The 14231-nt window shown below is 46.7% G+C and carries 14 protein-coding genes and 1 tRNA gene; 9 read left to right on the top strand and 6 right to left on the bottom strand.

All coding sequences use genetic code 11. The features are described 5' to 3' along the window. Window positions 1–134: 134 nt before the first annotated feature. From P9L94_16530 to P9L94_16505, 6 genes are all read left to right on the top strand, one after another. A complete protein-coding gene (locus P9L94_16530; protein MDP8245691.1) occupies window positions 135–737 on the top strand; it encodes a prepilin-type N-terminal cleavage/methylation domain-containing protein in 603 nt (200 codons plus the stop codon). A gap of 83 nt (window positions 738–820) precedes the next feature. After that, window positions 821–1945 (top strand): glycosyltransferase, encoded by a 1125-nt coding sequence (locus tag P9L94_16525; GenBank protein ID MDP8245690.1) that lies wholly within the window; start codon window positions 821–823, stop codon window positions 1943–1945. Beyond that, window positions 1942–2973, top strand: coding sequence for a glycosyltransferase family 2 protein (locus tag P9L94_16520; GenBank protein ID MDP8245689.1), 1032 nt, complete (start codon window positions 1942–1944; stop codon window positions 2971–2973). Before P9L94_16525 ends, P9L94_16520 begins: the two co-directional genes overlap by 4 nt. A gap of 54 nt (window positions 2974–3027) precedes the next feature. Then, window positions 3028–3101: transfer RNA gene (locus P9L94_16515), tRNA-Arg, on the top strand. A 144-nt stretch (window positions 3102–3245) separates the two neighbouring features. After that, entirely contained in the window at window positions 3246–4046 is an 801-nt protein-coding gene (locus tag P9L94_16510) for a hypothetical protein (GenBank protein MDP8245688.1), read from the top strand. A 3-nt stretch (window positions 4047–4049) separates the two neighbouring features. Further along, on the top strand, window positions 4050–4799 hold the full coding sequence (locus P9L94_16505; protein ID MDP8245687.1) for a hypothetical protein: 750 nt from the start codon (window positions 4050–4052) through the stop codon (window positions 4797–4799). Between the two features lie 66 nt (window positions 4800–4865). Here the strand turns inward: P9L94_16505 and P9L94_16500 are convergent, their stop codons facing one another. From P9L94_16500 to P9L94_16485, 4 genes are all read right to left on the bottom strand, one after another. After that, entirely contained in the window at window positions 4866–5963 is a 1098-nt protein-coding gene (locus tag P9L94_16500) for a hypothetical protein (GenBank protein MDP8245686.1), read from the bottom strand. A gap of 143 nt (window positions 5964–6106) precedes the next feature. Continuing rightward, on the bottom strand, window positions 6107–7447 hold the full coding sequence (locus P9L94_16495; GenBank protein ID MDP8245685.1) for a DcaP family trimeric outer membrane transporter: 1341 nt from the start codon (window positions 7445–7447) through the stop codon (window positions 6107–6109). 115 nt (window positions 7448–7562) lie between these two features. Continuing rightward, window positions 7563–8966, bottom strand: a complete 1404-nt coding sequence (locus tag P9L94_16490; GenBank protein ID MDP8245684.1) for a hypothetical protein — start codon at window positions 8964–8966, stop codon at window positions 7563–7565. A gap of 52 nt (window positions 8967–9018) precedes the next feature. Next, window positions 9019–9381: a hypothetical protein gene (locus P9L94_16485; GenBank protein ID MDP8245683.1), complete on the bottom strand. Its 363-nt coding sequence runs from the start codon at window positions 9379–9381 to the stop codon at window positions 9019–9021. Window positions 9382–9551: 170 nt separating this feature from the next. On the opposite strand from P9L94_16485, the gene P9L94_16480 reads away from it, so the two are divergent. From P9L94_16480 to P9L94_16470, 3 genes are read left to right on the top strand one after another with little or no spacing between them, the layout of a single operon-like run. Further along, window positions 9552–10421, top strand: coding sequence for a sugar phosphate isomerase/epimerase family protein (locus P9L94_16480; GenBank protein ID MDP8245682.1), 870 nt, complete (start codon window positions 9552–9554; stop codon window positions 10419–10421). 17 nt (window positions 10422–10438) lie between these two features. After that, window positions 10439–10783: an Hpt domain-containing protein gene (locus tag P9L94_16475; GenBank protein ID MDP8245681.1), complete on the top strand. Its 345-nt coding sequence runs from the start codon at window positions 10439–10441 to the stop codon at window positions 10781–10783. After that, entirely contained in the window at window positions 10783–11148 is a 366-nt protein-coding gene (locus tag P9L94_16470) for a response regulator (GenBank protein MDP8245680.1), read from the top strand. The genes P9L94_16475 and P9L94_16470 overlap by 1 nt, the downstream gene beginning before the upstream one ends. A 29-nt stretch (window positions 11149–11177) precedes the next feature. On the opposite strand, the gene P9L94_16465 is transcribed toward P9L94_16470, so the two are convergent. Both P9L94_16465 and P9L94_16460 read right to left on the bottom strand, forming a co-directional pair. After that, the gene (locus tag P9L94_16465) at window positions 11178–11528 is read right to left on the bottom strand and encodes an STAS domain-containing protein (GenBank protein MDP8245679.1); all 351 of its coding nucleotides are present in this window, start codon (window positions 11526–11528) and stop codon (window positions 11178–11180) included. A 20-nt stretch (window positions 11529–11548) separates the two neighbouring features. Then, window positions 11549–13993, bottom strand: coding sequence for a SpoIIE family protein phosphatase (locus tag P9L94_16460; GenBank protein ID MDP8245678.1), 2445 nt, complete (start codon window positions 13991–13993; stop codon window positions 11549–11551). Between the last annotated feature and the right edge of the window lie 238 nt (window positions 13994–14231).

Here is a 14231-nt window from a genome sequence, read left to right as displayed (position 1 = left end):
AGTGAAAAGTGATTGGCGTTATTTATTTTTAGTAACACTCCCGAAATTCTAATTGATAAAGCAATGAATCTTCATTACAATCAATCAGATCACTCAAAATTTTTCTTTATCAACGCAAGGGGGGAGCGTTTCTGATGACTCCGAATAAAGGGTTTACCCTGATTGAGTTATTGATTGTCGTTGCCATTATCGGGATTTTAGCGGCCATTGCGGTTCCAAACTTTTTAAACGCTCAATTTCGGGCGAAAATGGCGCGTACCTATGCTGATTTGAAAGCCGTGCAATCTGCAGTTGCTCAATATCAGCTGGATCGTGGTTGGGCGCCGCCTGACTTGGGGGGTGAAACCGCAGATGGCCGCAGTTATGTACCCCTAACCACTCCGGTCTCGTATTTGAGCAGTATTGACGCTGCTCGCGATCCGTTCTTCTCACAAGCAGAAGAAAGCGAACGGAGATTTTGCGATTATGGAGCGCCGTTACGCGCCGGGCAATCAGAGGACCAAGTCGCCATTCGCATCAAAGAATACAATGCCGCAGGCGTAATCTATGTGATGGTGTCATTAGGACCTGACCGGGATACCGATTGGCAATGGACAGACTGGGCAGGCGGCTTGCGCGTCTTGAATAGCCCAAGCAGAGCAGGCACAAATGGAGACGGCGGCGCGTTTTACTCTATCTCAAATGGGTTGAACTCAAGCGGAGATATCGTCTCATCCAGCGCTAGAATCTATCAATAACTCGCTGCTTCTCTTTACAGAGATGAAAAACGCAAGGATGGTTCTTTCTGGGCCATCCTTGTTTCTTTCTTAGGAGTTTTTTTGTGAGCGGGGTTGTATTGTTATGTCGCATAGACGGCAACTTTGGCGGAGTAGAACGCCACATTCTCTCATTGGCGAAACGCCTTGAAGGCAGCCCGTACACGCCCGTGATTGTCTCCATCGCCAATCATGGTGAACTTGAGAAACAAGCGGCTGCTTTAGAAATCGCGACGCGCTTTCTGCCGATGAGCAGCCGTTTTGACGTGCTGGGCGCATCGGATCGCCTAAGAACACTCGTGAGTGAATATAACGCCGCTGTGGTTCACACGTTTGGAATTCGTTCCAACAGTATGGCCTGGCTCATCGCAAAGAAAACTTCCGCTGCGTGGGCGGCGCGCGTTCCGAACTTGACCTATACCGATTACGACAATCGTTGGATCGGTCAAATATCACATCGCATCAACAATCATTTTCTGCGAAGCGCCGACGCCGTCCAAGTGATTTCTCCACAATTGGAATCCTATTTCAAACAGCTGTCTTCTTCTATTAGGATAATTGAATTGGTTCCAAATGGGATCGACTATGGTCGGTATCAAATTTCACAGAATAAAGCCTCATACAAATTAGCAATGAACCTACCAGAGGACGCCTTCGTCATCGGTTCGGTTGGTCGCATGGCGCCAATCAAGGGATATGACATCCTGCTAGAGGCATTCGCGAAAGCGAAGAGTTCCCTGCCTCATGCTCGTTTAGTCCTTGTTGGGGACGGCCCCGAACTCCATGCGCTAAAACAACAGGCCAAGCGCCTTCAGTTAGCCGACTGCGTCCATTTCACGGGGTTTCTTGAAGATGTCCGCCCGGCGTTATGGGCGCTGGACCTGTATGTCTGTTCTTCGCATTCGGAGGGCGTTCCCCATACCATTCTTGAAGCGATGGCGGCGCAAGCGCCGGTGATCTCGACCCGGGTCGGCGGTGTTGAGAGCGTAATCCAAAGCGGAACGAGCGGCTTATTCTTCGACGCATTAGACGCAGATGGATTCGCGAATACAATACTCGAATTGGCGCAGTCCCCTGAACGCCTAAAAGACTACGCCAGCAACGCCGTCGAGAGAGTTCGAACGATTTTTTCTGAAGAACAGATGGTAAAGCGCGTGATTGAAATGTATGACCGGATTGTAAAGCAATGAGTGATACCAAACGCGGTTATTCAATCGTGATCCCTGTTTATAATGGCGCCAAGACGCTGCCCGACACTTTGATCAGCGTGATGCAACTCGAAGGCGCTGCGTTTGAAGTCATCATTGTTGACGACGCTTCGACCGACAACACCGCCCAACTCGCGCTCGACGCAGGCGCCCGCGTGGTTACTCTTGAACAAAACAGCGGCCCGGCGACCGCCCGTAACAAAGGCGCCGCTGAATCGAAATATGATGTGATCGTCTTCACCGACAGCGATGTGTTAGTCCCCAAAGCGTTGTTGCAAAAATTAGATCAACATTTTCAACAATCTAATGCGGAATGCGTCCAGGGCGTCTTTTCAAACGTCTGCCCGTTCGCCAATTTTTGTTCGCAATACAAAAATTTGTATAACCGTTTTGTTCTCACTCAATTACCGGATTGGATCGACACCACCTACACGTCGCTGACGGCAGTGAAAAAAGACGCGTTTATGCAATGCGGCGGCTTCGACGAAAATATCCGCGACGCATCCGTCGAAGACCGTACGCTAGGCCGCAACTTAATTCGCAGCAACTTTCGCATCTGGCTCGCGCGCGACATTGAAGTTCTTCATAACAAAAAACTGACCGCTTGGGGATTTATACGCAACCAGTATCGTCGTTCCCGCGACCTGGCAAAGTTGCTGCTTCGCAATCGAGCAGAAAAACAACAAGAACCTTCGCCGTCCACTGCCGAACGAGGGCGTTTCGGCACCAATTCGCTGGCGGCGATGTTGCGCATCCCTTTGATCTACCTGATTGCTGCGGCAAGCGTCTGGATGGGATGTTCGGGCAATATGAACTGGTTGTTGGTGATTGCTCCATTGCTGGTTTTGTACGCCTATTTGATTGACGGCTACATGAAGTATCTCTTTCGACATCGGGGAATCGTGTTCACACTAAAAGGCGCGTTTCTTAATATCATTGATGCTTTCACCAGCGGTTTGGGCATCGCCGTTGGCATTATGAGTTTCATGCTTTTTGGTAAAAAATATTGATGCTTCTTTCTGTTGTGATTGTCCAAAACCAATCACCGTTTATAATAAAAAAACGCGCCCATAGCTCAACCGGATAGAGCATCTGCCTTCTAAGCAGAGGGTTGCAGGTTCGAGTCCTGCTGGGCGTATTTTTTATTCAACAAACACTTCATTTGTTTTAATTCCCCATTCCCATTCTCCCCAAAAAATTATTGCTTGACATCTGAACCAAATTTCTTTTAGATTAAATCACATCTCGTCTATCAAATATCAATTGACTAAGGGGAAACAGAATGAAACACATTGGCTTTGTAGTGTTCGCATCGCTTCTTTGTTTGGTTGGATATTCGCAGCCCGCAAGTTCACCCGAAGACGCCGGGATCGAACCGATCACCGGTGATATGGCGCCCTGGCGGGTCTATGGCGCAGACGAAGGCAACTTTGACAGCGTTTGGATTATCGCGCTCAATAACGGAAATATTGCCGTATTCAAACGCGGTTCCGATTTAGAAATTCCTGGAATTGTCGGCGGGACGGAATTCATTTTGTTCGGCCCAGATGGGCAGCAACTCAATGACCTTCCAACACCCGGCAATTATAACGCCGATGGAACGCCGGTTCCTTGGGTGGATTATGCGGGGACGGGCTTGTCTTGGGGCTATTTCACGCTTGGCGCCCATGCAGACAAGGCAAATGGAACTGGCTTTGTTGTTCATAACCAGGGAGAGGCCTTTGCTGAGTTTGGACTTGAACACGCGGATGAAGTCGGCGATGAAGCCTTTTCGCTCATCCAATTGTTTGATAACGATGGAAACCCCATCGGTTCCAGCATCAATGCGTTTGGAACCTTAACAGCGGAACCTGGTGAATATCGAGACGTGGGCGCCGTGATACTCAGCAACGGCGATATCGTGGCGCTGGGAGAAGACCGGCAGATTTCAGACGATTTTCTAGATGAAATCGCCGCAGACGCCCCTCAAGTATCGATCGCAATTATTCTTGCGCCTGATGGCTCCGTCCGATTTGGGCCTTTCGCCCCTCATACAGATGAAGATGGTCTTTATTTAGGTGGAGGGTCATCTAGCGTCTTCTAAAATATGACGGCGTTTGGAGGCGGATTCGTCATTGATTACGGCAACTATATCCGTTGGTACAACAACGATGGTTCGCCGATTACGCCCGCGCAACCTGACCATGCGGATATCGCTGGGCAAGAAATCGATCCCGGATTTGTGATTCCTGAATCCACTGGAGGCCGCGGCGATAACATATCTCTGGCAAGCAATGGAAAAGATGTAGTTGTCAAATCCGCCATGATAAGTTCTGGCCCCGATTCAATCGGCATTCTCATCTATTACAACTTAGATGGATCCGTCAGCCATTATGTTCGATTTGATGATGTTGTCATTGAAGACGAAGTTGCAATGATAGACCGCACGTTTTGCGACATGGATGAAAACGGTAACGTCTTTGTCATTTGGGAAGATAAACGCTTTGGCGGCGACAGCATTGACGGTCACTCGCAAGTTTTTGGGCGTTTCTTCAACAAAGACGGCGACCCGTTCGGACCGAGTTTTCCCATTTATGAAAACTGGAGAAGCGACCCGGAATTTATTGACTATGGCGGCGCAATCGGAGAGGTAGCCGTTGGCGACCAACAACAACCCCGGTGCGCGCTCAACAACCAAGTCGCGGCGGTCGTATCGGCGAGCACCATCATGCCCGGGCTTTCAGATACAATTAAGCAAATATCAAGCGCATTCGGACTCGTTCTTGATGAACCGGTAGTACGGATATTCAAAAATCCGTACGCAGAAGATGAAGTCGGGGCGTGGTCAGTCTATTAAGCGATGTTCGATAAAATAGAAAACGCCCCCACTGAATTCGGCGGGGGCGTTTTTGTTCTTTGTGATCTAATACAAACTCCATTGTTGAATTGCTGTAAGCGGCCCGGTCAGGGTTAAGTTATCAAGATAGATGGTACCTTCTCCGCCGTTGGGGCCTTCGATAAATACAATCAATTTATCCATGTTAAAGATATCAATGCTTGAAACTGTGAAGGAGTCCCAGGTTAGCGTATCCCATTGATCGCCGACGTGGTCTTGCAGCCCCCCGCCCGGTTCCTGTTCGGCGCCGCTGGCGTCTTTGTATTTGAGTAGTATCCCATTGGCTGATCCATATACATCAATTGAAATGGTTTCAACTTCACTCCAATCGGTCACGTCGAGGTCCGTAACCCAAAGCACATTCCATGGGCTGGTGTTGTAATCAACCCGTAAGACTTTATTGTCCGCTCCGCTGGGGTCGTCAACAACTGACGTAACGAACGGGCCTGGGAGCAGCGAAAAAGCTGACGGCGTCGAATCGGCGGTATTCGGATCATCTTGAATTGAATTGTCATTGTCGAAATTATCAACAACGCCAATCACGGTTGCGCCGTCGCCGCTGCCCTGGATGAGTTCAATGCTGTCAATATAGATATCAGCCGCTGTACCTTGCTGGCCTGCATCTGGTAGAATGACAAATTCTTTGATCCCGGATGGATCAATGGGAAAGTTAAACGCCGACGTGATCGGAAATTCAACGATTTCGTACTCGTCGCTTCCCGACGCATCAAGGCTTGCAACGTCGCCTGTTGCGAAGCCCTCGGAATCAATCAGTTTGATAATGATGCGGCCTGCGGGGCCTGCAATCGCCATGCGCACTGCGTCCGCATCTTGAAACAGGCTGCCGACGTTTCCTGCCTTGTCGAGGTCGCTAAAAACAAAACTCGACCACAAATCTTTTCCGTCCCAGGATACTTTTAGCGCCCCGCTGCCTTGATGGACCTTTTGCGCTTCAAAGGCGACTTGATAGTCAGAATCAGGAGGCAGGTTCCAAGCGCCGTCCGTCCCCACGCCGTTTGTTGCAGCGCCGTCGTTGTCGAAGCCGTCAAATAATAAGTCTGCATTCGACCTAAATGGCGAGATGATGAGTAATGCAAAAATGAATAACCGGATAATAAATTTCATTGACTTTCCCCTTTATACAATAACAAATAAATACTGCTGTTTATCTTTGAGGATGAGATGGATAGTTGTCAATAGGCAATACCATAAAAAAACGCCCCTGACTTTAAATCAGGAGCGTTTTACGTGTTGATTAATTTGGTGTACTAGAATTTATAGATAACGGAAGTCTGGAAGCGCAACGCATCGCCGTCATCCAAATCTTTATACTTTGTGTCCCAGTAGGAAGCTTCAAAACCAAGGATCAAAGATGGATCAAACATGTAGTAAATGTTTCCAAAATAGGAACTATTTTGAGTGCGGCCGTCTGTCATTACATAGAAATCATCGGGAGATTCATAAGTGGCGCCGAAGTTCAAATTCACCTTATCCATTGGAGTAACAGACAACGCGGCCCATCCACCTGTGGTGGGTAGTTCTTCACCGATAGTCGTATTTACACCTTGAAGAATACCACCGAAATAGGTGTCAAGGTTGGTTCCCGTGAAGAATTCGCCTTTCAGGCCAATCCGTTCCCAGATGGGGAAATCAACGTCAACATTGAGTGACCATGTATCTAAATCTTTATTGATACCATCATGCTCTTCTTGTCCGTAGTGGCCAGAGACGCCAATGGTTGTTGGCTTGTCTGTCAATAACGGGAACGAATATGCCAAGCGACCTTGTACGCCGGGAAAGCCGGAATCGCTGCCAGTATCCTGCCCTGCTACATCGTCGCCAATCGTGCGGGTAATGGCAGCCTGCAACAGTAAGTCAGTAGACTCAGTCATCGAATAGTTTTTAGTTAATCGCAGTTGTGGTCTTCTTGCGCCAATGTTACCAGCGGACCAAGCTACGGGGAAATTTAATGTAGCAGGAACAAGCGGAGAGATGACATCCCATGTCTGGCCTGCAAGTAGGCTCATTTCATATTCAGGCCAATCAATTTGCGCATAGGCGTGGCGCATACGCATGTGCGCTTTGTTTTCTGCCCCGCCTCCATAAAAATCGAATTCGATTTTTCCACCAGTTTCTGCGTTACCGATGGTCGGACCAATTAAATCAAAGCCGAGACGCGATTGGTTCGCTGTTACGTTAAATTCATCATCATCAGAGCCACTGCTGTCTGACAACGCATAGAGCGCGTAATTCCCTGGTTGTAAACGCGAGTCATCATAAGACGCATCCAGTTTTACATAGCCATAAAGGTTGGCGCCATACTTTGATGAAACGACGTTGGTTTGGTGCGCTGCGTTTAATTGCGTCTGTTCTGAAACGGTTTTAATTTGCTCTTTTGTCGTTTCAACCGATGATTGTGTGCTTTCTAGTCGGTTTTGCAATGAAGAATTTTTCTCTTCAAGCGTCTGAACGCGCTGCATCAACATCTGGACTTGTTCTTTTAACGTTTGAATTTCGTCTGTGGTTGATTGGGCGAACGTCGGGGAAACTGAAACGAGGGTAAGGAAACACAGACTTGCAATAGAGATTGACTTCACATAGTTGTTCATTCTGCTCTCCCACTGCTGCATAAAATTAAAGTGAATTTATCTACTAAAGACTACTTTCTCTTCAGAAATTCACAATAGCTAAACTGCTATTTCGGTGTATTTTATAAAAAAATTATCACAACGAACTGATCGCCCAATCCTTTAATGGAATATGCTCAGAACAATTTAATGCGACTCCACAACCGAATGGAGATTGCAATAACGATTTAATTTCAATGGAACCATTCGTAATTTTCATTGTTGGAAATGAAGTTGAACTCATTTCATATAAATCAGCGTGGGTCATTATCACATCTTCATTCAATTGTTCTGGCCACATGGAAAGACCCTTAAAATAATGATGACCGTTGCGTTCTACATGCGTTATGCCGAGCGCCGACATTAATACCAGGTCTTGGAGCAACGCGACTGGCCCCACGTTCGCGAGGTCTTCCCCGCTTATCTGATACGGTTGATTCTCAGCGTTGACATTAAGATGCTGTATGTAGCAAGCATTGGCGATTCCCTTAAAAATGCCTTTACAATTCTTGTGACTGGTTCCGATATATCCATTGTTCAGCGCTAAACGCAAACTATCGGTATCTCCATCGGATTCATCAATGATTGTCGGCGGGCGGTCTTTCCAAGCCAATTGTTGAGAGGCGGCCTGTTCAGATAGCGCAACGTCGCGGTGTAGAGGTTGCTCGACAAATAATAAGTGAGAGAAAAAATTGCTCAGGCCATTGTCTGAATTTGCCAATTGCCAAAATGAACGGAACGCATCAACATCGCGAAACTGTTCGTTTCCATCCAATGTAAATGCATATTCATCAAGATCGAGAGATTGAAACAAGTCGGCTAGACGGTGCAACCTGTCTAAATCTTTTTCCTTGTCGCCGCAAATTTTTATTTTGAAATGGTTAATGCCATACGTCTGAATACATGATTCTAATGATTGCGGCAAACCATCATTGATCCGGTTTGCATCAGTGATGTCAGCCTCTCGGACTGGATCGCCAAGCCCGACCGTATGGCGCACCGTCAAACGAGTTGCGGGAGTATGCGGCAGCCATTGCGATGGCGCCGTCCCAGCCAGCTCGGGGTGAATTACGCTCAAATCAATTCCAAACAAATTTTGGTGCAGCGCTTGAACAAATGGGATGTGTTTCGCTTTGCAAAACGCATCAATCATTGCGCGTTCCGCCAGGCTTACTCCAAACGCCCATAAAAGCGGCGGGTATCCCTTTGAGTCAGCCCATTCTCGCTGCGCATCAAACGTCAATTTCCATAATTTGAATGGTGATTCACATTCGCCTGCTGAGACCATGTGCCTGCAAGCGGCCTCAATGACTTCGATCAATTCCGGCAAGTCATCATTGAAATGCGTTTGCGGGTTTTTGGTAAACCATTTGGGTGGCAGCCCTTCCGACGAGAGCCCTATTTGAGAGACGCCGTCTATTTGAGCATGAGCATGAACAATCAAATGGGGCAGCGAAGTGAGCGAAGCGATGCCGTATTGAAAGGGCATACGCGTTTTCATGTTCAATACATGAAATTCAAAGGATTGAATCGAAATCATAATTTAAACCGAGTCATTCACGAGGCAAGGCGTGGTCTAGGATATCATCGACGCAACCTTCAACATTGCCTACCATGTTGGTTTGTATTCGTTGCAGTTCAACGCAAACCGAAATGAGTTTGCCGATTTCCGCAGGGTCAGATTGTTTTTCGCGCGCTTGTTCAATCAGGTCTTCCGTTTCGCCAAGCAACGTTTGAAGATCAGCCAAGCGGTCATGAATGCCTTTCATCAAAGTTAAAATGCTCGGCACCAAATATTCCGAACTCCCTTTTTGCGCAATGACCAATTTGGATACGACTTCTTCAAAACTCCCCATGTAAGGGGCGCCATCACGGTAGAAACGGTGATAACTTGAGTCAGTATCATTCGGTTGCATATCAGGCATCCTTTCAATCGTTTCATTAATTTATAATAGGATCATACCTTTTTTTGTCGCGGTGGGGTATTATCAAAATAAATTTTTTACAGAAAGATATCGACACACCGTCGATTGTGCTTCACTATATACGCACCTTAACGATCAATCGCGATTCAAGGGGAAATTGTATGAAACGTAGAACGATGCTGCAAACGCTTGGGGCAGGAACCGCTTTCATCGGTTTCAATACGCAATCAAACCTGTCGGCCCAGGCCGCTTCGAAAAACGGCGACTTGAAATTAGGGCTTGTCACCTACAACATGGCCAAAGATTGGGATGTTGATACCATCATCAAAAATTGCAGCGAGACTGGGTTTCAAGGCGTCGAATTACGTACAACCCATGCGCATGGCGTTGAAGTCAGCCTGAGCGCCTCTCAGCGCAAAGAGACAAAAAAACAGTTTGAAGATTCCCCCATTACTTTGATTGGACTCGGCAGCGCATTTGATTATCACACCCCGGACCAAGCAAAGTTGAAGAAAGATATAGAAGCGACAAAAGAGTATATGAAACTGGCGCATGACGTTGGCGCCTCCGGCATCAAAGTGCGCCCGAATGCGCTGCCGAAGGACGTTCCGAAAGAAAAAACGCTGGAACAAATCGGCCTCTCTTTGCGTGAAGTTGGGGCATTCGGCGCCGATTACGGCGTCCAGATTCGCGTTGAAGTACATGGTCGTGATACATCGGATCCGCGCCACATGAAAACTATGATGGATACCGCCGATCATCCCAATGTTGGAGTTTGTTGGAATTCAAACGCCAATGATTTATCGGGCCTTGGTTGGGACGCAAACTTTGATCTACTCAAATCGAAAATTTTCAGCGTACACATGCGCGATTTATATGACGAAGAATACCCTTACCGTAAACTATACGCAGGCTTAAACGAAATTGGCTTCAAAGGGTTTTGCATGGCGGAAATTCAAGGCAGCGACGATCCGATCCGGGTCATGAAATACTACCGGGGTTTGTGGCAAGCATTGCAAGACATCATATAATCACTGAGAGAAAAAGAATGTATATTAATGACAGTGCGATTGAACGGATCAAAGAGATTGGCGGCGACGCTCTGGTTGAGAAAATGATTCAGCTGTTTCTGAATCATGCGCCAAAGAACTATCAGCTTGCGCAAGAGGCAAGACAAGAACTCGATTTAAAACAGCTGTCTGACTCTGTGCACGCCATCAAATCCAGTGCAGGCAACTTCGGCGCTCATCCGCTTTTTAACGCCGCTGAAAATATAGAACGGCTCGCCCGCGAAGGAAAAGCAGAAGAAGCAATACAGGGGATGGTTGCGCTCGACGAGTGTTTTAACAACACCATCCAAGCGATGAAAACGATTTTAGTTGAGAGAAATTAATGAAAACAATTGCCGTAATCGAAGACAACCCTGATAACCGATTACTCGTCTCTGCAATTTTAGAAGACGATTATGAGATCACAGAATATGAAACCGGCCCGGAAGCGCTCAAAGGCATGAAGACCGAAATCCCGGATTTAATTCTCCTGGATATTTCTTTGCCTGAAATGGACGGCGTGGAGGTCTTGTCATTGATTCGAAAAGATGAGCGGTTAAAACATATCCCGGTGATTGCCTTAACCGCGCACGCAATGGCTGGCGACCGCGAAAAATATTTGTCGAAAGGGTTTGACGAATACATCACCAAGCCAATTGTTGATGAATCACTGTTAATCAACGCGATTCAAGAACGGATTCCGCAATAAAGCCAATTTTGGGCGATTTTTGTTTTCGCCTATTGCTGCGCATCTCCATTCAGTGCGTGAATCGCGTCGTCTTGCGATTCGACGACTTCAAAAATACGGTCCATTTTCACTAACTCAAACAGCGACATCGCTTGTGAGGTCATGCCGTATAGTAAAAGGCTGCCTTCAACGGATTTCACTTTTCGATAGAAGGTCAACAAGGTACCCAACCCTGAACTATCAATAAATTGCACCTCTGACATATCGACCGCGACTTTTTTCCGGTCTTGTATGATGGGGTCAACTTCTTGCCGTACCATTTTGGCATTATTCGCATCGAGAGTTTCAAACCGGAATTGAATAATCAGAACGTCCCCAATTTCACTGGAAAGACAATTCATTCTGGATTTCCTTTCACTGCTTAAAATCGCTTCATCAGTTGAATTAAACAGCGCCCGTCGTCGTGGCGCCCATAGACCGCCTCATCCACGCTGTTGCGGATAATATACACGCCGAACCCCGAAGACCGCGACCCGTCAAAATCAGGTTCCGGCGCCTCATCCGGGTCAAATGGCGTTCCGTTATGCAGAAGCGATAACACCCAGCGGTCTTGAAATTCTTCAATAATCATCTCCCACTGTCCATCTTCTTCTCCATCATAGGCGTGTTGGATGATGTTGGCCGCCGCTTCGTTCATCGCCAATGTAAGTTGCTGCATGAAATTTTGATCGGGTTTTATTTGGCTTTCATCATAAAATGTTTTTAAAAACTGTCTGCCTCGTTCTAATTCTACAAGAGAACCTTCAAAATGGTCCTGTAGTCTTCGAGACGGCGTTGCGACCCCGTATTCACAAATTTTTACGACAACGCAAGTCAAATCATCTGAAAAATGCGGAGACTGCGTATAGGCCGCTAAATGCTTATGGATTTTGTCGATTAATTCATTGGGTGAGAGGGTATGGTTCTGATCGACGAACGCTTTTAAGCGTTCGATGCCAAATAATTCGCCGCTTGGCGAAGGCGCTTCCGTTAAACCGTCAGAATACATCACAAAAAAATCGCCTGGCTCAAACGAAAAGGCCCGTTGCCCAAATTGTTCTGATTCGGAAACGCCAATCGGTAGGTTCTCGCCCTGAATGAATCGGCTGGTTTGAGATTTCGCTTGAAACCAAATGGTCGGCATGTGTCCGCAATCAAGAAACACGCATTCGCTTTGTTTGACGTCGAAGCGCATATAAAACAGCGTGAAGAAACTTTCCAGTTCGATGAGTTGCTCCGTCATCGCATGGTGAACCCGCGCAACGATTTCTCTCGGTTCGGGCCAGCCGCCCGGGCGGGCTGCGAGTAGTTTGCGCATCGCCCGTTGAAAATGGCTTTTTACGGCGGCGCCCAGCAAGGCGGCGGGAACTCCCTTCCCCATGACGTCGCCGACCAAGACATCCAGGCGCGTTTCATCAACGTGGAAAAAATCGTAAAAATCACCATCAATTCGTTTAGAGGGAATACTGAGCGCAGCCACATCCAAGGCGGGAATGTCCGTCGGCGTTATGCCCAGTAATAATGTTTTTTGAATTTTGGAACCGATTTCGATTTCTTGCTCTTGTATGTCATTCAGTTGAAATTCTTTCGATTTCTCATACGTCACGTCCCGAAACAACCACAAACAACCTTTGTAGGTTTCATTCTCAAATACAGGAAAATAGTCCCGGTTGATAATGCGCTCATCTTTGAGAATCCACTCTTCGTTCAACACTGGCTCTTTGAGCTGACACAGTTCGTTTGTGCGGACCTGAAAGCGCTCTCTATCGACAACCTGCGCTTCGATACCGCCTGCGAACTCGCTGGCGGTTAATCCAACTAATTCATTCGGCGCTTGTTTAATCTGCGCCAATTCACAGAAATTTGCATTAATCACTTGAATCCGTCGCGCTTCATCTTCCAACAATAATCCCACATCCAGATTCTCAGTAATGGCTTTCAACCTGGCGCTATCAGCCCGTTCAGAACGGAACTCCATTTCGTTTGCGGCCTGAACAGCGAAGACGTTCATCACCGAAACAAGATAGGGATCATACGCGACTGGCTGGTCATGTAATATGCAGGCGTGTCCAATCACTTCGCCATGCCTGTTTTGAAGCGGGACGCCCAAATAGAACAAAATGTTGTGTTTTTTTAATGCTTTATCTTTAGGAAATTGTTCTTGAATGTCAGTTCCATACCATTGAGGCCCGTCCTGGAATACTGTTTCGCAGGGCGAGCCGTCCAAATCGTATTCAAAATTTTTCCCCCATTGATCAACGCTCCAAAACGAAAGCGTTTTCGTGCGCCAAGCGAAAGAGTCAGTGCGTTTGCTGATGATGCCATACTTAACGTTGAAGGTTTTCGCGATTTTCTTGACGAATTCGGAAAAAAAATCATTTGGAGAATAAATGCCTCGATCAGATATTTGATTCAGCATTTTCTTGTGATGAGAATGTTTTAAAATATGGTTCTTTATCACGCGAAGGCGAAACGAAAGCGCGTCAGAGCAAATGGGTGCTGTAATGAAATCTGTTACTCCAGCATCGAGCCATTCTTGAAGATTGGTTGGTTGGTCTTCGTTGTGAATGAGAAGCAGGGGCCGTTCTGAAAAAAGTTGCGAGAGTTGAATATTTTGGCATATTCGAAGCGCTGTTTGTTGGTCCTGAGTTCCATCAACCACAACCAAAGAAATATAATTTGAATATAGAACGCGGAGCGCGGCTTTTTTAGAGGAAACCGATAACACGCTGAACCCATACTCGCCGAAAATCGGTTTGATCTGTTGGACGACTTCATCCTGCGGCGAAATCAGTAATACGTTTATTGAAAAAGAGATTGGGTTCATAATCTTTTCTTATTTGACCAGATGCTATATCATAAATCACCGAATCCAATTTGACCATATTGGCTAGTTGGCTTTATAAAAAAGTCAAAATATTGTTATGATACATAAATCTGGTTCTTCCGGTATTTGAGTACTTTTGTGTAAAAAAGAATGGACATTACTGTATATTCTGAATTTAGAAACGGCGATCTCTAGTTCAGAAAGGCATACAGAATGTCCACGAGTTTACTATATCATG

The sequence above is a fragment of the Candidatus Hinthialibacter antarcticus genome (assembly GCA_030765645.1).
Taxonomy (GTDB): domain Bacteria; phylum Hinthialibacterota; class Hinthialibacteria; order Hinthialibacterales; family Hinthialibacteraceae; genus Hinthialibacter; species Hinthialibacter antarcticus.
This window is presented reverse-complemented; position numbering and strand designations above follow the sequence as displayed.